Origin of the sequence: Wolbachia endosymbiont of Litomosoides sigmodontis, from assembly GCF_013365435.1 — a bacterium.
Lineage (GTDB): Bacteria > Pseudomonadota > Alphaproteobacteria > Rickettsiales > Anaplasmataceae > Wolbachia.
Genome location: NZ_CP046577.1, coordinates 357656 through 377071, shown reverse-complemented (window position 1 = coordinate 377071; position 19416 = coordinate 357656). Strand labels below are relative to the sequence as shown.

The window sequence follows — 19416 nt, the reverse complement described above, 5'->3', positions numbered from 1 at the left end:
TTCATGTCTTCTATACTGTCAGCTAGTGCTGTAAATCACATCTGCTAAGCATTTTAAAAACATTGAAAAACGCTATAAAATAGATACTGAATAACTAGCTAACGAGGTTTCTTTTGCCTTTTTCCTCCTTAATAAATTTCTTAAGTATTCATAGCTAAAGCAATTTAAAAGTATCTGGCATTTAAAACTTCTAAAATATTAATTTGCCATGTTTTTTATTTAGTTAAGTTGTACAAAAAGTCTATTAATAGAAAGTAAAACTAAATATTAATACCAATTATCATTGTTAGTAGGTCAAATAAGTGATATTGCAGAGTTATTTAATAATGGAGTAAGAAAAAGGGTAACAAATTTGTACAAAGCACTCTCAAGAAAAGCAATTGTATTATAGACTTTATTATGTAAAATTTTCTATTTTATTACAAGCAAAGTCCCTTAATATAATTGAGCTTAGGTAAGTATGATGGTAGGTATATAACCTCAATATTTTTATGTACTTTTACTTTTAAATTTTTCGACTTATTACAACTAGCACAATCCACAATAAGAAAAGCTTCATTTCTAGAATTAACTACACTATAGAAACAAAAATTTTTCTACCTAATTTTACTTTAATCTATGTTCTAACGCCTTTTTTAAACTACCCGCGTCCAATTTTCGAATGTGTACTAAATTACAATACATCAAAGATAAATAACTCTCATTCGGGATATTTACCAAGTCTCATTAAGTTCTTTTTAACTCTTTCTGCTTACCCTTACCTTATTCATTATGAATTAGTCTTGACATAATATATAAAAACTTCACTTTTTGCACATTAAGTATACTGTAGACTGACATCTAAAACAAATTTTTCCTAATTCTTATTCTTATTTTTTCAATGGTAATATTAGTGTTTTTTTATATCCATATTTTAATTATTCAAATCAACTCTAATTTAATCTAGTTTTTCTACGGTGTCAGGAAAAGTAAATAATTTTTCTTCTCTTTCAAATTTTAGTGCTTTATCCATATATGGATCATTTAGCACTTTCTTTAGCATTTCTTTCACTAATTCTACGACTTTTTTATCCAAAAATTTCGCCTTTAAAGCCATTTAAACCTTATTATTTTACTACTTCAGCATGTCTTCTTTTCCATTACTATATATCTGTTCCTTATACAGTAGAAATTAGTATCAACATAGAAATAAAAGGAGACAAAATTCTTCCACAATCTCCTATTTATCATTCATCACACCGCTCAACTAAACGAATACGTAGCTAAACACTAAAATCTAAAAAAAAAGAAATATGAATGCCAGTGTAAAGCATTGATATCACAGAGTAAAAGGAAATGTGACATAGGGTGAGGCAATACAAAAAACATTAGCTATGTTCTTTTCACAACAATGCACCTTCTCATCCCTGCTAAATCATACATGTATTCACAGAAAGTTAGCTCGTACGATGGAACCATTTTGTCAATATCACTTTGATCTTCACCTATTTCCAATATAGCAAACCCATTTTTCTTAAGGCACCTTCTTAATATTGGAAAAATACTCAGGTAACAGCTTAAGCCATCAATTCCACCATCAAGAGCAATTTTCGGCTCTTTTTGCACTTCAGCTTGCAGGTCTTTTAATCTGCTTCTTCTAATGTACGGAGGATTGCTGATTATAAGATCGAATAAGCCTCTGCACTCTGTCCACAAATTTGGAAATACTTTAGCTCTATCAAGTAGATTATGTTTTTTTATGTTCTGATAGGCAACTCTACATGCTTTCAAGCTTTTTTCAAAACCTATACCAACAGCATGTTCATATTCACTAAGTATGGATATCAATAAACAACCTGTGCCTGTACCAAAATCTGCAATTTTCATTTTCTGTTTCTTGTTTGGATAATATTTTAACACTGCCGAGACTAGTATTTCACTATCTGCTCTTGGGTCAAAAACATGCCGATTAACTATAAAATTTTTACTCCAGAATTCACGTTTGCCTATTATTTGCGATATTGGGTATCTTTTTACTCTTTTCTTCGTTAATTTCCAAAACAGCTGTTCTTTCTCTATCGATACTTGATCAGCGTAGTTCATAATTATGAAAGATCTTTCTACGCCAAGAACATGTTGCATGATGATTTCACAGTCCAAATATGGTGATTCAACTTTATACGATGATAATAGCTTTGATCCTTCTTGAATTAAAGTGCTGATTGTTTTCATTTTTCTCAAAATTTGACCTTTCTAATCATAGGATGACACCCTATGGGAAGTATAAAATTTAAGATTAGAGTAACTGTATTAAATCTTAGTGTCAAATCAAGGTTGCACCAATTCTCATTATTAATAGTCAAACAAATAACATTGTAGAGATGCTTAATTACGGAGTGAAAAAGAAAGATAATAAATTTGCACAAAGCAATCTCAAGCAAAACAATTGTATTATAGACTTTATTATGTAAAATGTTCTATTTTATATAGAATCAAAGTCGCTCAATAAGCTAGAATTCTCTTCATTTCTAAAATTAACTGCACTGTAGAGATAAAAATAAGGTAGTTCCTTAGACTTGTTGACATTTAAGCTCAGTTTCTCCTAGATTCTATTCTCATTTCTTTAATGGTAATATTATGATTTTCTTGCATTCATATTGCAAATCGATCTAGATTCAATCTAATTTTCAATAACATTGCGAATGTAGATAAACAAATTCTCTTCCCTTCCAAATTTTAGATGCTTTATCCATACAGCTAGTGTATAACTCTTTAAATACAACATATTTTTGTGCTACGGCTGTTATACTATGCCCTTTTGCCACCCATTACAACATTTAGTTTTTTTACAGTAGAAATTGGCATGAGCTAAAAAAGCAGACAAAGTTGACTTTACTTCCCATTACTTTTTGGCTTATCGTTATCATCTTCAAATTCATCATCGAATACATCATCATATTTTTCTTCTTTAAGCCCATCATCTTCTTCAAATTTGTCATCTTCATCATCGAATACATCATCATATTTTTCTTCTTTAAGCCCATCATCTTCTTCAAATTTGTCATCTTCATCATCGAATACATCATCATATTTTTCTTCTTTAAGCCCATCATCTTCTTCAAATTTGTCATCTTCATCATCGAATACATCATCATATTTTTCCTCTTTATATTCATCATCGTCTTTAAATTTGACATCATCTTCATCATCAAATCTGTTATCACCTCCTTTATTAAATTTATCGTCAACATCTTCATCATCGATCTCTTCCTCTTTAAGCTCATTATCGAGCTCTGATTCATCGTATACCGCATTTTTAGTTTGAGCCTCAATAGGATAATTAGCAGTATTAGGCCCTTCAATAGGGTTGTTTTCTTCGTTATTGATCTTACCTTTACTAATATCAGAAAAAACTTTGTTTGGATCATATGGCTCCTGTGTAGGCACATGAGTCTTCTTAAGTAGCTTTTTTATGAAGGCGCTATCACTATAATATAAGATTTTCTTTGATTTAATTGGATAAGTCGACTCTATCAAAATTATCTGTTCATCACGTGGTAACATAATAATTTCTTGAGGTAACAGCAATGCTCTCTGCGTTTCAGAGATATGCAACGATCTTGATGCAGGATTTAAGTCTAAAAATTTAGGTCTGTTCAACGATTCTTGTTGTACAGTTTTGTTCCCTATAAGTTGCGATATCAAGTTAGCTGTCTCAATGTTATTAGCTGCAAAAGTTATTCTATAAGTTGAGTTTGACAAAAAGGAGTTCATTCCCGCTTCTTCGTATATTCCTTTCAGTTGCTCAGTATCTTGAACAATTAGGAATAATCTAACTCTATAGCCACGAAAATATGCAATACCAGTTTGAAATTGTTCCATTTTTCCAAGTGTTGGAAATTCATCCATCAAAAACAACACACCATAAGGCTCATCATCCGACGGCAATTTTCTACATAAAAATTCAGTTGCTTGCTGGTAAAAAACTTGCATTAAAGGCCTTAACCTGTTTAAGTTATCTGGAGTTAAACCAACATAAACTGTAACTTTTTTCCTCTTAAAATCTAGAATATTAAAGTCACTTGATGCAGTTGCAGTATCAATTAATGGATTTGCCCACAACTCAAGAGATGAGTTCATGGTTGAAACAACGCCCGACCTTTCTTTGTCAGCCTTTTGCAAAAAAGCAGCGATGTTCATATATGCTACAGGATGTATTATTTTGCCCATTGTGTCCAAAACAACAGCAAGATTGTAAACTACATCATCACTACGCATCGTACGCACAACTTCACCAAAAGATTTAACTTTTTCTGACGCAGCAAGTAGATATAATACTACTCCAACAAACAAGCTTCTTGCTTCGTTCTGCCAAAAGTCTTGTTCAGGCATAATTAAGTTAGCTATTTTTTGCACATCGTCAACCATTTGACCAGGTTTTTCACTAATCCATTCTAATGGATTATAGCAGTGGCTTATTCCATCTGGCTGTGCTGGATTCCATACATACACTTTTTGCCCTTGTCGCTCCCGCCAGCCACTTGTTATTTCATAATTTTCCAATTTTATATCGTGTACAATTACTGAGTCAGTCCAAAATAACAAATTGGGAATCACAAAACCAACACCTTTACCAGAACCTGTAGGTGCAAATAGCAATGCATGTTGATATCCATCAGCAATGAAGTAACCTCTTTTATCCTTACCAAGCAATAGTCCCTTTTTGCTTCTTAAGCCTGCCTTTCGTATCTCTTTCTCTGATGCCCATTTCGAATCTCCGTGGAGCGATTCTTTTTTTCTAAATGGCCGCCACTCAATTATTCTTTCTCTTAAATTCCATAAAATAATCATTAAAACAACAACAGGTAATGCAAAAGATATAATTAATTTTATCTTAAGCTCTAAATTATATAACCATGGATGATGCCAACAATTTTGTATATGATCAAAAATTGTTGGCCAAAGAGCTTGAGGGAAAGGCGTCAAGCTAGGGTTGATTGCCTTAAAGTTCACACCATCTGGACCATCAACAAATAGATAAAATAGTATACCAGACAAATAGAAACAAAACTCTAGTATACTAAAAGCCACAACACCACCTATCAAAATATTACGTAGATGGTTACCACTATGACTCATAAACTACTTTTTCTTAATTATGTATAAATTTAAGCATTTTCATTAAAAGATCTAGTAAATAATATTTCAGAAATATTTCTTTTTCCTCCACTAGTTCTCTTTAGCTGGACAACAACATCAATTACATTTCTAATATATGGTATAATCTGATTCGGAGGAATACCAAGGTTTGCTTGCATAACCATCAATTTTATTTGCTCGAGAGCCATTGCTGGACTATCTGCATGAAGAGTTGATATTGACCCAGGATGACCAGTATTTATTGCCCTAAGAAAACTGAAAGCTTCTGCTCCACGGAGCTCACCAACTATTATTCTATCTGGCCTTAAACGCAAGCACGCTTCTATCAAGTCTTGAGTGATCACTTTTGCCCTACCCTGCCCTCCTTTTGAGGCAATAAGGTGCACCCTGTTTGGATGATCATTTAAAACAATTTCTCTTGCATCCTCAACAGTAATAATCCTTTCTTCAGTTGGAATGGCACGCAAAGTAGCATTAGTAAAAGTGGTTTTACCGGTAGAAGTTCCACCACTAATTATGATGTTTTTCTTGTTTACTACAGCGTATTCTAAAAATTCTTTTATTTTCTTTTGCTTTAACAGTGAATCTAGATGAAGATTCACTGGATTATCGACTGCTTCTATAGCAGTTTCAGAAAAAGCTCCCATTTTTTCATAATCGTCCAACGCTAATTGTAGACCAGAGGGCTTGCGAATTGACATGACGACTTTATCAGACTCACACGCCGGCGGAAATACTATCTGTATACGATAACCATTCGGTAGTGTAGCTGAAAGTAAAGGCGCTTCTTCGCTAAGTTTTTGCTCTGTAGCTTGAGCGATCAGTCTGCTAAGAGATTTTAGATGGTTAAGATCGAATATTTCTAATTTTTCACATCTTGTTTTACCGCAACTTTCAATCCAGACTTCCTTTGGCTTATTTATTGATATTTCGTTTACGCCTTCCTCTTGAAATATGCCTTGTAATGGCTCCAAATACGTGTCAAGTGCAGCATAGTTCATTTCATTGATTTAATATTGCTTGTGGAGGAAATACTATATCTTGGTTAACAAATACCTTCAATGTGGTACCTTGATCAACGTAAACAGTTGGGTTCTTGTCTGTAGATCTGTTAACTATATCCCGCATATCTTTAGAGAAATCATCGGTTGATTTTCCAATCGCCTCTTTATAAACAGACTTGTTTTTTCTCTGAATAGGTCTTAACAGTTGGTTTACATCTTCTAGGCCTATGTTTACTTTGTCTTCCCCAATTTCTAGTGATTCTGCCATTTCCTTTTTCAATATTCTCAGCAAATCTTGCTCGTTTTGAGCATTACGAATTCTTCCAATAGCCCCAAGGTCCAATTTCCACTTTTCTCTTACTACATTCTCAACTGCACTTTTAGCTGCACCATCGTTCTGTAGCCCCTTGATAATAGTACCTTTGAGTGGAAAAGTATCTATTTCAGTTGCAGTGATGGACTGTATTGCATCTATGGCAGTTAACGTATCGATCAGATTATAGGCCTTTTGCCCTATAATAGATGAACCAATTGAGACACCTGCAAGCAATATTGAAGAGAATAATGCACTTGCTATTTTGTTATCAACTATTCCAGCTATCCCTGCTCTACCAAGTTCATCAGTACCAGGTGATGAAATAGCAATATCTATTCCATGAGGAAGAATGATCCTATTCCAGTTTATGTTTATGCGAGCTCTCGTAACATTTGAATCAAATGAATAACTGCCTATTAATCTTGAACCTTTAGGTATTAAAACTGTATCACCAGTTTCTGCATAAACGTTGCTACTAACTACGGCACGCAGCATTCCTTGTAAATCAGAATCTATCGCAGTTTCAAGAACAGCATCGATAATCTTGCCTTGAGTGATCATGAACCCGAGTTTTCCCACTCTGGTAGCTATGCTTGACTGTACTGAAGAATCAGATAAAATAGCATCAACAGTCTTGTTCTCCTTATTATTATTAGCTGAAATTGCTAACATTTGCGCGCCACGCCTATCTTTAGGATAACCACCGCTCCCTATTGTAGGAAACGTGGTAGGTAAGTTGCTAGTAATATTGCTATAAGGAAAATTTTGCTTTGATAATACAGGTATATTGGATATAGGGATTTCTTTTGGCTTTTCTTCTTCTTTTTTTACTACTTTTTCTCTTTTAGTCTGCTTTACTTCTGGTATAACTTGTGGCACAGTAAGAGGAGGCAAAGGCGGCAAAGAATCAATGATTGCTCTTTCATGAACTATTATATTTTCTGGAACTTGTTCTAACTTTTCTTTTAATTCTTGAACATTTTGCTTTGTTTCTTCTTTTTTAATGATCTCTACATTCTCTTTGTTGGAAGAAGGTCTAAAATAGAGATAATATACTCCAATAACTAGAGTCACTAAAATAATAACCATTAATACTCTATGACCTTGATTAGAACCAACTGTTACTACCTTGCTCTCTATTTCTGATTCATTTTCTGGATTACCGCGCCATTCTTTATTCATATTACATGTACCACAACTAAAGTGACTTATTCATGATTTCAACTTCATCGTTCTCATAACGCATGAACAACTTCTTATATACTCCTTTTATTATAACATAACCATCGAACAATAACCTTTTACAAGGTAGTCTAGTTTTACCCTCTGCTGCAAAAATCTGAGGTATCTTACTACTATCTCTAAATTTAAAATAGGTTAAATAGCCATCATCAAATAATTCAATCGGTATCATATCCGCATTGCCACCTCCATCAATATATGTATAATTATACTTCGTGTCATTTTCCTGTATTATCTTTTCTGGCTTATCTACAACATATTGCATTTGAGTAAGTGAGGACATTTCATCTGAATCAATATCAAATTCATCTTCTTCTTGAGGGTAATAAAAACGTACTACATAAGATATATCCTTTTCAGTAGAATAATCACGACTTACTTTCTCAGCATCAGTACCAGGACGTTTATCATAATTTGGCCTTGAGATCAAATCAAAAATATAATTCCTCTTTTTAGTTGTCGTAATGATCATATTAGTACGGCCACTAACTTCAAACGGCATAATAAGCAACTTATTGTCATAAGGGCTAATTCTCCAACTCGATGCGTCGCCAACAGCAATATTTTTAACTTTCTCTCCTTCTGCAAATTCAATATAAGAATAGTAACCTTGACTAAAAATAACCGTGAATACTTCGTTAGGGCTGTACACAAAAGTTTTTATTCTACTGTCTATGGAAATGGGCTTACTGTAACTGATTAATGCATTTAAGTTGCTACTTACCAATAAAGCTAAAATTAATAATATTTTATACATATTCATCATCTACTCTATAAGAAGTAACTTGAAACCCTAACGGGTTAACATATCTTTGCTGATCATTCATTTCAAGCGGTGCATACCTGTACGACATGATAACTATTTTGTTTTTTCTTATAGAACTTCCACCTTTTTGTGTAAATTCCACAGTAAACCTTACCTGAAAGGTATCATCATCCAATTTCTGAGTTGAGCGAATCTTAAAATCATTTTTGACAAAGCCTGAATATAAGTTAAAAAGGTCATCCATATTTTGTGATCCTATATAATTTTTAAATTCATTATATACATTAGGTGAGGAAAATAATCTAATTTTTGTATAATAGTTATAATTGTAGCTATATGGATCAAAAACTTCCCTTGCTCTTATGTACTCTGCAATAAAATGATTATTTAGCACTTCATCCGCAGAATATTGTTTTACTGTGACAGGGTCAACCAATCGCACTATTCCTGATTTTTTTTCAATTTCTATAATGAATGGTTCAATAGTGCTGCTAGTACTAATCTTAAATATAGCTAATATAGCTACAAGAATTGCTACTAATAATACTAATGTAAATAGAAGCAAAATATTTCTCTGAACAATAACTGTGCTGTAGCGACTGAAATTCCAATCCATATCCTTATCTAATAATTCACTACTTTTCTCGCGTTTAAAAAATCTCAGCACCTTAAATATCCTTAAAAAACCTCAACCTATATTAACAAACATAGTAAATTAACAAGGTAGTTATAATAAAAAAGCTAAAGAACCCTTAATTCATGACCTAGTCTGCTAAATTTTGTTTCCATATACGAATTGTTATATATATTACGCTCCATAATAAGTGGTAAACACTTTGTAACCTCTATATCATTATCTTTTAACTCTGATAGCTTTCTGCCATTATTTGTAAGTAGCTGGATTTTTTTGATGCTTAATTTCTTGAGCATTTTAGCTGCAACAACAAAACTTCTCTCATCATCTTCAAAACCCAATATTCTATTTGCATCTACAGTATCGAGGTGATATTTCCTTTGCATATCATATGCCCTTAATTTATTAGTTAATCCAATACCCCTACCATCTTGCATCAAGTATAGTATAATGCCATTTCCAGAATCAGTCATTATTTGAATTGCTTGATGTAACTGGCTTCTGCAATCGCATGACAAGCTATCTAATAAGTCACCTGTATAGCATGAAGAATGAATTCTTACTAATGGTTCACTATTTTCACCTGGATTATTAATAACAATTGCGTAATGCTCCTTTCTGCCATTATAGGTTCTATAAGATATGATATTTACTCTTTGAGTCTGTTTTAAAAATAATGATGTTCTGCACACTTCATATACATCCTGATTTTGTTGAAAGTTATTTATAAATAGCATGTCTAGTGCAATAACGTCATTTTTCTCACACCAACCTCGCATTTCATGTTTATATTTGAAATTCATGTCAATCACTAATGCATATGGCAATAATTCTGAAGCTTTTAGCAAAGCAATAGCGCATTCATCTATTGTTTTTGAATGTTTTAATTCTTTTGTATAATCTTCTTTTGGACAGCTTATTAACTGAAATAGTTCATTAAAATTGTTTATCAATAAGCGTTTGTTGCCATGCTCTACGTTTTGAGATATACACGTTACCTTACTTGAAGGCAGAGTAACATATATCTTATCTGAGATAAGCTTATACTGATTAAACAAGTCTCTTTCTAAAATCTCGGCAGCAGTGACCAATAGATAATTACTTTTATCATATATTATAATTGGCATACCACGCCTAACTTCGCTGATAGCCCTCTCCACTTTATTTCTACTTCGATTCCCTATAAACATTTCGCCTACATTAAACAACAAAAAAATATGGTGCGGCCGAGAAGACTTGAACTTCCAAGGCCTTATGGGCCACAGCGACCTCAACGCTGTGTGTCTACCAATTCCACCACGGCCGCACTTTATTCTAGCTTTTATACAACTACTTTAAATTACTTAATCATTTTAGAATTTTTTATCTAAAGTGTCAATCTAATACTAGAATAATTTAAGAACTACCTGTATCATCCAGTTATGAACTTCAGATCATAAATTCCAATTATTTAAGATGATTCTACTACTAACCTTTAACTTAAATTTCTATACAAATGAATATAGCTAACATCCTTATTTTTTTAGCTTTATCTTTTGTAATTAGCTTTCACTCCATTCAAGCACAAATATTATACACCTGGTCTCAGGTTATTCCAAATAATGAATTAAGCATACGTGCAATTATAGACAATAACACCTGTCCTGTTGCTCATGTTGATAATAAAAAAGTAGAGATGTTAAACCGCAGCTCAATTAACAATGACGATCACATTGAAACAATTTGTGAACTAACAGTAGAAACTGGTGCTCAAAACATTAGCATTGATGGAATACAAATTCCTATATTACCAGAAAAGATTAGTAGAATCGCTTTTATTGGTGATACAGGCTGCAGAATAAATACATTATTTCAACAAGAATGTAATTCAGTAGATAATTGGCCCTTAAAAAAAAATTTAGATTCTATTGCTCTTCATGAACCAGACTTAATTATCCACGTTGGCGATTACCATTATAGAAAAACTAAATGTAGAAATGCACAAAAGTGTGGCAACATTTATGGGTACAACAAAGAAGCTTGGTACTCTGATTGGTTTGAGCCTGCAAAAGATATTTTATTACAATCTTCCTTTCTTTTTATTAGAGGAAACCATGAAAATTGCGATAGAGCTTATGAAGGATGGTTTAGATATCTGGATTCATACTCTTTTTCGCCTGAAAAATGTAAAAACTTTGTTCCTAGCTGGTTTTTAGATATCGGACCGATGAAATTTTTTGTTTTTGACTCTTCTTATGGTGAGGATATTTTTACAACTCAAAGTAAAATTGATTCTTTTAAAGAACAGTTTAATAAATTAACACAAGATAGTTCTAGCAAGCCCACGTGGTTTTTAACTCACAGACCACTTTGGAGATCTCCAAAAAAGGAATTTCTGATATTAAAAAGTCATGGCAACCTTACACAAATTGAAGCTTTTAGTGATAAATTTCCAAACAATGTTACTACTATAGTTTCTGGACATATTCATATAGCTCAAATTTTATTAATGAATAATGTACCAGACCAGATTATAGTTGGAAATGGTGGTGCATTATTACACGCTCAAGACCAAGATCCTGTTTACCAAAACATAGAGTTTAGCTGCTCAAATGGCAAAAATTACTTAGCACATGAAGTTAAAAACTTTTTTGGCTTCGGTTTTTCAATATTAAACTTAGATGATCATAAATTTACTTTCTATGATCAAAATAATGAGGAAATATATTCTGCAAAGCTAACGAAAGACTTTAAGCTTAAGATAGATTAAAGCTATAACTTTAAGAACTCTACTTAAACATTTTCCTTAACTGATTGATTTCATCAGCAAATTCTGAATCAGTTTTTATAAAGTTTTCTATTTGTTTCACTGCATGTATAACAGTAGCATGATCTCTGCCACCAAAGCTTCTTCCAATGTCTGGCAGGCTTTTGTGTGTAAATTTCTTAGCAAAATACATAGCTATTTGCCTTGGTCTTACAAGACCGCGGAGCCTTCTATTAGAATGCATATCTGTAACCTTTATATTAAAAAATTCAGCTATCTTCTTTTGTATTTCTGCTATTGTAATTGATCTATGATTTGACCTAAGAAGGTCTATCAGAGTTTCACTAGCTGATTCCACTGTCACACTCCTTCCAATCAATGAAGTATGGGCAACTTTGTTTAATGCGCCTTCTAATTCTCTTATGTTAGATTTTATATTCTTTGCCAAAAACTCTAGGACATCCTGTGAAACATAAATATTCATTTGCTCCACTTTGGCTTGCAGTATACCAAGTCTTAATTCGAAAGTCGTTTCATTAATGTCTGCCACCAACCCCCAGCCTAGCCGTGACTTTATTCTTTCTTCTACTCCATCAAGATCACTAGGAGACCTATCAGCTGATATAACCAATTGTTTGTTTTGATCTATCAATGCATTAAAAGTGTGAAAGAATTCTTCTTGTGTGCTATCTTTACCACTGATAAATTGTACATCATCTACCATCAATACATCTACCGATCTAAACTGCTCTTTAAATAACATAATGTCTTTGCTCCGTAGTGCTGTAATATATTGATACATGAACTTCTCTGCCGACAAATATACTACCTTTCTTTTTGCTGATGGAGAATTAACTATGTGCCAAGCTATAGCATGCATTAAGTGTGTTTTACCGAGTCCAACTCCGCCATACAAAAACAGAGGATTACTCCCTGATATCGGATCTATGGACTCTGCCACACGCCTTGCAGCCGTAAATGCTAATTCATTTGGCTTTCCTACCACGAAATTATCAAAAGTAAATCTCGGATCTAGTGGTGAACCAAGATTATTAATACTTTCCTCCTTGCTTTTTAATATGATGCCAGGGCTTGAATTCTTTTCTTCGGTTACTTGAATATCAATAGAACATATATTTTTATCTTCATTTTGCCATAATAATAATATCTTTTTCATGTAGTGAACTATAATCCACTCTTTTATGAATTTCGTTGGTGCAGATAACAAAACTTCTCCATTACTACTACTAACAAATTTAAGTGAACTTAACCAGCTGTTATATGTTGCTTCTCCATAAAAGTTATAAAGAAGATTTTGGATTTTTTCCCAAGCAATATTATGATCCGTTACTGTAACAATTTGATCGAAAAACATAGCAGAAACCTCAGGCTTAATTAAGCTCATACACTACACCAAGACAAAAGCAATAATTAGAAAAGTAATAAGATAATTAACAGCTTGCTGCAAAAAACTAATACTACTTAATACACACTTAAAATTATGGCGATTTTTAATGCGTTGTAAAGGGTATAAAAGCACTAAAATTGATCATTTTTATTTCAATAAATGAAACATCGCTTGTGTCAAGGATTAGCAGTATATTAAAAAAGTAATGATACATTGATACGTAAAAAAGATATTAAACCTGTTGGTAAAAAAGTAAAGCACTTATATAAGTAAGACTAACCTAACGTGAATTTACTGAAACAAGTCTATGATTATATTAAGCAATTTGAATTGTTGCATTGAATTTGGCATTGAATTAGAATTCTATATTGAAGGAATAGAGAGAGAGCATTTATTTCTTAATAGCGTTAAAAGTAAAATAGCTTTGCTTGGGTTTTCTTGCGAGAAAGAGAGTTCTATACATCAATATGAGATAAAAAGTGGCTGTTATAATGATTCTAATAACCTAATTAAGCATTTTGAGTTAGCAAAAGAATTACTTACCGAAACAGCACAAAAACTTGGCGGGAATATTTCTTTTAAAGCAAAGCCATATTTGGATAGAGCAGGCAGTGCATTAAACGTGCATGTTAATTTGGTAGATTCAACCAACAGTAATTTATTTAACTGTAATGAAAAAAAGTACAGTGATTACTTAATTCATGGTATTGGTGGGTTATGCGCTATGATGAAAGAACACATGCCATTTTTCGCTCCAAGCAATGATTCATATTTAAGGTTTCAATATCCAGATATTCACACGCCAACTACAATTAGTTGGGGCGTGAACAATAGAACTGCTGCAATAAGAATTCCCTGTCTCGGTAGTAAGTGCCGTCTAGAACACCGTGTTCCTGGGGCAGATTGTAAACTTGAAAAAGTGATCACAGCAATAATTGAAGGTATTACTTTTGGAATAGGAAACAAAATTGCCCCGCCAAACAGAGTATATGGCATTGCATCTGACCCTCAATACAAGATGGAAAATTTAATATAAACTCTAACTACCAGATATAGATTCAACACAGCTAGTATTAATTCAACTGGTATAATTAAGCTTATATCAATTCCCACTGTATAAGAACAGATAAGCAATAATGAAAAAGAAGCCATGCTGAAGTAAGTAAAATAGGAGATTTTAATAGCATTGAAATCAAAATTATTGAATGAGAAAGTCGTAGAATCAGCAAAAGAAATGTTAAAGGAAGTGCAAAATAATGCATAAGCAAAAATATGTTGCATTTCAAGAATAGTACTAACCATATGGATAAAGCACCTAAAATTTGAAAGAGAAAAAAATTTGTTTATCAACATCTTCAACATCGTAGAAAACTAGATTTAATCTAGATTAATTTAAAATATAGACACAAAAAAAACTAATATTACCATCAAAGAAACGAGGATAAGAATCCAGGGAAAATTTAGCTAATGTTAGCAAGTTTACAACACACCACAATATGCAAAAATGAAGTCTTCGTATATTACTTCAAGACCAATTCACAATTGGCAAAATAAAATATAGACAAGAAAAGTGAAAAAACTTAATTAGACTATTGATAAATATCATAAACAAGAGTTATTCATCCTTGATGAAATTGTGGTTTACCCACATTCAAAAGTTAGAAATGGGTAATTGAAAAAGAGCATTAGAACGCAGGTTAAAGTAAAATTAAGTAGAAAAAATTTTTATCTATACAGTGCGGTTATCTTAGAAACGGAGAGTTCTAGCTTATTTATATCTAATGTTAACACTGATTGTATGAATATATTTCTTGAACAAATGTCACAATATTTAAGAACAAGATTAGCATAAGTCGAAAAATTTAAAGGCATCTAAAAACATAGAGATTATATACATACTGCCACACTCACCTGAGCTCAATCCTATTGAGAGACTTTAGTTCTATATAAAACAGAACATTTTGCACAATAAAGTCTACGATAGATTACCTTACTTGAGAGCGCTTCGTGCAAATTTATTACCTCTTTAATTCTCACTCCGCAATGAAACAGCTCTGCAATGCTATTTATTGACTTATTAACAATGAAAACCAGACTCATCTTTTATGAGTCACTTACTTATTACTTTATAACATACACCATCTTAAAATCCATAATATCTTTTTTACCTTCTCGACGAGAGTATATATCATACTTTTTATTGTAATAGATTTTCAACTCATTAACATTTTTCTCTTCTGTGAAATACCATTGACTCTTAATGAATTTGTTTAAAGTCCGTATCAGTTATTAGGCCATAAATATGGCACCTAGAGTTTTTTTAATTCGACAACATAGTATTAAAGCTCGTTTTCCTTTAAAAAATTCCAAAAAACATACTTTGTGCCTAGATTTTCTAATCTAGAACCTATCACCATTTTCTTGATTAAGAACAGATATAATCAGTATTTTGCTAAAACTTTTAACGAGATTATTTAATTTTTATATAAAGCGTTATTTTATATGATTGGCCAGTAAAGTTTTTACTGAAGAACTTTCTTTCATTTTTTGATCTTTTCTTCGAGACGTATAAAAGCAGGCAGTACATAGAACTGATATACTCCTTTAGTTCTTCCTCATCACGAAAAATAAAATCCTGCAATATATATAAATTATCTATCAAAGAACAGATATCTGTAAAGACATGTTCTTTACTAGTTCATAAGCCCATCCATTATCCATAGTTTGATTGTTATTTTTTCTGCTTTCGTTGCTTTGCTTTTTCAAAAAAATCCTTAAAATAACTAGTAATTGCATTCAATACATCACATCTATACATTACTCTAAAAAACATACTCCACTTTAAGAGCAACCAGGCTATTAAAGCCTTGCCTTATATTAACTTTAATAATGAAATACTGAAAGTAATTACAAGCATTGGAATTAAATTTAACTTTTTTGCTTTCCTAATATAAAGCTATGTAAGTGTTTTTTGTAAATTAAGTATCTTTTTATTTAGGTAATAGTTAATAAGATACAAAAACACCCTCAGAAAATTCAAAATCTTTAAGCTTAATAATATCCTCTCGTTTTGGACCGGTCGAAATTAGATGAATCGGTATACCTACTAATTCTTCCACTCTTCTTATATATTTCACCAAGTTAATAGGCAATTTCTCAGCTAATTTTTCACCTCTAGTACTTTTTTTCCAACCAGGAAATTCTTCATATATTGGCTCTAATTCTTCTTGAATTGAATGTGATGCAGACAAATAATCATACATTTTTCCACTGTACTGATAACCAGTACATATCTTAATTTTATCAAGAGAATCAAGGACATCTAATTTAGTTAATACAATGCCTGAAACTCCAGAAAGTTGTACTGCTTGTCGTACTAAAACTGCATCAAGCCATCCACAGCGCCTTTTTCTATTGCTTACTGTTCCAAGCTCCTTGCCTATAGTGAATAAGCTATTTCCTATTTCATTTTTTTGCTCAGTAGGAAATGGGCCATTGCCTACTCTTGTTGTGTAAGCTTTTACTACACCAATAACATAAGCATTAGAGGATAATCCGGAGCCTGTCATTGCTTGTGATACTATGGTATTACTTGAAGTAACAAAAGGATAGGTTCCATGATCAATGTCTAAAAAAGTCCCTTGGGCTCCTTCAAATATTATTTTCTTACCTTCTTTCACAAGATTACCTAATATTTTCCAAACTGGCTTCCTATATGGAAGGATTTTTTCTGCAATCTCTTTAATTTCCCTTAATATTTTTTCTTTCTTTATCACCCGACAGCTTAGGCCTTTCCTGATAGTATTGTGGTAATTTAAGAGAGTATCTAACCTTTTGTTAAGTTCATCTGCATCTTCTAAGTCACAAAGGCGTATAGCTCTTCTCCCAACTTTATCTTCGTAACATGGCCCTATCCCTTTATTTGTTGTGCCAATTTTGTAATTTTTATTTAGATTTTCAAACAGTTTCTCCTTTTCTTTATGTACACTAAGTACTAATGGGCAGCTTTCCGATATCATTAAATTATGAGGATCGATATTCATTCTTTTAATTTTCAACGACTCTATCTCTGAAATTAGAGCATATGGATCAAGGGCAACGCCATTCCCTATTATGGATATTTTACCTGCCCTTAAAACAGCGGAAGGCAGTAAATTTAATTTATAAACTTCATCATCTATTACTATGGTATGTCCTGCATTATTTCCTCCTTGAAATCTTACAACCACATCTGCATTCTCGGAAAGATAATCTACCACTTTACCTTTACCTTCATCGCCCCACTGTAGGCCAATAATTACAATATTATTCATCAACATCTTCTGAGTTAACATGCAAATATTAATGCAGTACTCTGCAAATGACAAGGAGTAATGTTCTGAATTTCTAGATTTTAGCAATTCTTTTAACAATTATTAGAATCATCTTAGTGACACTTAGCCCACATCTGTAAGAATATCGTGATTTCAAAAATTCAAGTAGCTTGCAGAAATACAAAAAAATTACTTGATAAACTCGACAGCTCTCCATTTTAGTCCATGAAGATATTTCCAGTTATCCTCAACTGTACAGTTTATTAAACAACGAGGTATCATGCAATTATCCTCTTATGTTTAATTTTTTGCACTATGTGTACCTTATAACTTTGCAACACTTCTAGATTTTTCCCTATATAAGCTGAAACACACTCATAAAGCGTTTAAAGTATAGCATGTTGATTTGCAGAATCAGAGAGCGAGCAACTTCTACCATAGGAGATATCTTTAACAAAAATGTGTTATATTTCAGAACAGCATTGACTATATGGATAAAGCACCTAAAAATTGTGGAAGGAAAAAAATTGTTTATTTCTCCTCAATATCATAGAAAGACTAGATTGAATTAGAGTTAATTTAAATAAGTTGAAGTATAGATACAAGAAAGCCCTGATATTATCATTAAAGAGATAAGAATCTAGAAAAATTTAACTCAAATGTTAGCAGGTCTATAGTATACCTTGAACGTGTAAAAAATGAAGTTTTCGTATATCATGCAAAGGTCAATTTATAATGAACAAGATAAAAATAGTCAGGAAGACTTAAAAAAAGTTAATTAAGACTATTGGTAATAACAATTCTCATTTAGTGAGTCAAACAAGTAACATTGCAGAGCTGTTTGATTGCGGAAGAAAAAGAGAGGTAATAAATTTACACAAACTACCCTCAAGCAAAGCAATTGTATTATGGATTTTATTATGCAAAATGTTCCTTTTCATATACAACCAAAGTTTTTTAATGAGATTGAGCTCGATGAGTATGGTGGTAGGTATATAATCCCAATATTTTTAGATACTTTTAAATTTTTTAACTTATGCTAACTAACACAATTTATGAAAAGAAAGGCTACTCCTATTCTTAAATATAGCGACATTCGCTCAAGAAATATATTTGTAGAATTAGTGTTTATATTCGGTATAAATAAGCTATAATGTTCTCTATTTCTAGGATTAACTGCACTATAGAGACAAAATTTTTCTACCTAATTTTACTTTAACTTATGTTTTAACGCCCTCTTTAAATCACCCATTTTCAATTTTCGAAGATGGATGACTCTTCTTGACTATTTTCATCTTATTCATTATAAATTGACCTTTACGTAATATACGAAACTTCATTTTTCACACATTCAAGGTATACTATAGATTTACTGACATTTAAGTTAAATTTTTCTGGATTCTTATCTCTTTAATAATAATATCAGGGCTTTCTTGTATCTATACTTCAACTTGTTTAAATTAACTCTGATTCAATCTAGTCTTTCTATGATATTGAGGAGAAGTAAACAATTTTTTTCCTTTTCTAATTTTAGGTGCTTTATCCATGTAGTCAATGCTGTTCTGAAATGTAACGCATTTTGCTACGGCTGTTATATTGTACTTCTTTGCCACACCCACAGCATTAGCATTTCTTTATGTTAACTCTACGAAATTTCTTCATCCAATAATCTTGATTTTAATGCCATTTAACCCTTGCTATTTTACTTAACTTCAGTACGCTTCTTTTTCATTATTGTCTATTCATTCCTTAATCATAGTGTATAAAAGAGAGATGTGAAAAACTTATATCTCTTCACATCAAAAGAACTTGCTTTTTAACATGAATAATTATATATTTTTAATAAAT

15 protein-coding genes, 1 tRNA gene and 1 pseudogene are annotated in these 19416 nt (G+C 32.1%); 4 read left to right on the top strand and 13 right to left on the bottom strand.

The features are described from left to right. Window positions 1-419: 419 nt before the first annotated feature. From GOY07_RS04630 to GOY07_RS01575, 10 genes are all read right to left on the bottom strand, one after another. Window positions 420-542 (bottom strand): transposase, encoded by a 123-nt coding sequence (locus tag GOY07_RS04630; RefSeq protein WP_369800435.1) that lies wholly within the window; start codon window positions 540-542, stop codon window positions 420-422. Between the two features lie 395 nt (window positions 543-937). Continuing rightward, a complete protein-coding gene (locus GOY07_RS04625) occupies window positions 938-1096 on the bottom strand; it encodes a hypothetical protein (protein WP_369800434.1) in 159 nt (52 codons plus the stop codon). A 275-nt stretch (window positions 1097-1371) separates the two neighbouring features. Further along, window positions 1372-2211, bottom strand: coding sequence for a peptide chain release factor N(5)-glutamine methyltransferase (gene prmC / locus GOY07_RS01610; RefSeq protein WP_175837706.1), 840 nt, complete (start codon window positions 2209-2211; stop codon window positions 1372-1374). A gap of 660 nt (window positions 2212-2871) precedes the next feature. Next, on the bottom strand, window positions 2872-5118 hold the full coding sequence (locus tag GOY07_RS01605; RefSeq protein ID WP_175837704.1) for a type IV secretory system conjugative DNA transfer family protein: 2247 nt from the start codon (window positions 5116-5118) through the stop codon (window positions 2872-2874). A gap of 29 nt (window positions 5119-5147) precedes the next feature. Then, window positions 5148-6140, bottom strand: coding sequence for a P-type DNA transfer ATPase VirB11 (gene virB11, locus GOY07_RS01600; RefSeq protein ID WP_175837702.1), 993 nt, complete (start codon window positions 6138-6140; stop codon window positions 5148-5150). 1 nt (window position 6141) lies between these two features. After that, window positions 6142-7641, bottom strand: coding sequence for a TraB/TrbI/VirB10 family type IV secretion system protein (locus tag GOY07_RS01595; protein ID WP_175837700.1), 1500 nt, complete (start codon window positions 7639-7641; stop codon window positions 6142-6144). A 16-nt stretch (window positions 7642-7657) separates the two neighbouring features. Next, window positions 7658-8464 (bottom strand): P-type conjugative transfer protein VirB9, encoded by an 807-nt coding sequence (gene virB9, locus GOY07_RS01590; RefSeq protein WP_175838498.1) that lies wholly within the window; start codon window positions 8462-8464, stop codon window positions 7658-7660. Beyond that, a complete protein-coding gene (locus GOY07_RS01585; RefSeq protein WP_175837698.1) occupies window positions 8451-9134 on the bottom strand; it encodes a VirB8 family type IV secretion system protein in 684 nt (227 codons plus the stop codon). The genes virB9 and GOY07_RS01585 overlap by 14 nt, the downstream gene beginning before the upstream one ends. A gap of 74 nt (window positions 9135-9208) precedes the next feature. Then, the gene (locus tag GOY07_RS01580) at window positions 9209-10291 is read right to left on the bottom strand and encodes a GTP cyclohydrolase II (protein ID WP_175837696.1); all 1083 of its coding nucleotides are present in this window, start codon (window positions 10289-10291) and stop codon (window positions 9209-9211) included. Window positions 10292-10319: 28 nt separating this feature from the next. Continuing rightward, window positions 10320-10407: transfer RNA gene (locus GOY07_RS01575), tRNA-Leu, on the bottom strand. A 189-nt stretch (window positions 10408-10596) separates the two neighbouring features. Here GOY07_RS01575 and GOY07_RS01570 point away from each other — a divergent pair. Beyond that, window positions 10597-11850, top strand: a complete 1254-nt coding sequence (locus GOY07_RS01570; protein WP_175837695.1) for a metallophosphoesterase family protein — start codon at window positions 10597-10599, stop codon at window positions 11848-11850. Window positions 11851-11869: 19 nt separating this feature from the next. Here GOY07_RS01570 and dnaA read toward each other — a convergent pair whose 3' ends face one another. Further along, window positions 11870-13252, bottom strand: coding sequence for a chromosomal replication initiator protein DnaA (dnaA, locus tag GOY07_RS01565; RefSeq protein WP_175837693.1), 1383 nt, complete (start codon window positions 13250-13252; stop codon window positions 11870-11872). 310 nt (window positions 13253-13562) lie between these two features. Between dnaA and GOY07_RS01560 the strand changes: the two genes are divergently transcribed. Continuing rightward, a complete protein-coding gene (locus GOY07_RS01560) occupies window positions 13563-14291 on the top strand; it encodes a type I glutamate--ammonia ligase (RefSeq protein ID WP_175837691.1) in 729 nt (242 codons plus the stop codon). Between the two features lie 144 nt (window positions 14292-14435). Next, a pseudogene (locus GOY07_RS01555) lies at window positions 14436-15328 on the top strand (transposase). A gap of 932 nt (window positions 15329-16260) precedes the next feature. Here GOY07_RS01555 and GOY07_RS01550 read toward each other — a convergent pair. Beyond that, a complete protein-coding gene (locus GOY07_RS01550; RefSeq protein ID WP_175837689.1) occupies window positions 16261-17568 on the bottom strand; it encodes an adenylosuccinate synthase in 1308 nt (435 codons plus the stop codon). 398 nt (window positions 17569-17966) lie between these two features. Between GOY07_RS01550 and GOY07_RS04180 the strand changes: the two genes are divergently transcribed. After that, on the top strand, window positions 17967-18140 hold the full coding sequence (locus GOY07_RS04180; protein ID WP_218938978.1) for a hypothetical protein: 174 nt from the start codon (window positions 17967-17969) through the stop codon (window positions 18138-18140). Window positions 18141-19028: 888 nt separating this feature from the next. Here the strand turns inward: GOY07_RS04180 and GOY07_RS04175 are convergent. Continuing rightward, the gene (locus GOY07_RS04175; protein WP_218938977.1) at window positions 19029-19181 is read right to left on the bottom strand and encodes a hypothetical protein; all 153 of its coding nucleotides are present in this window, start codon (window positions 19179-19181) and stop codon (window positions 19029-19031) included. Window positions 19182-19416: the final 235 nt, after the last annotated feature.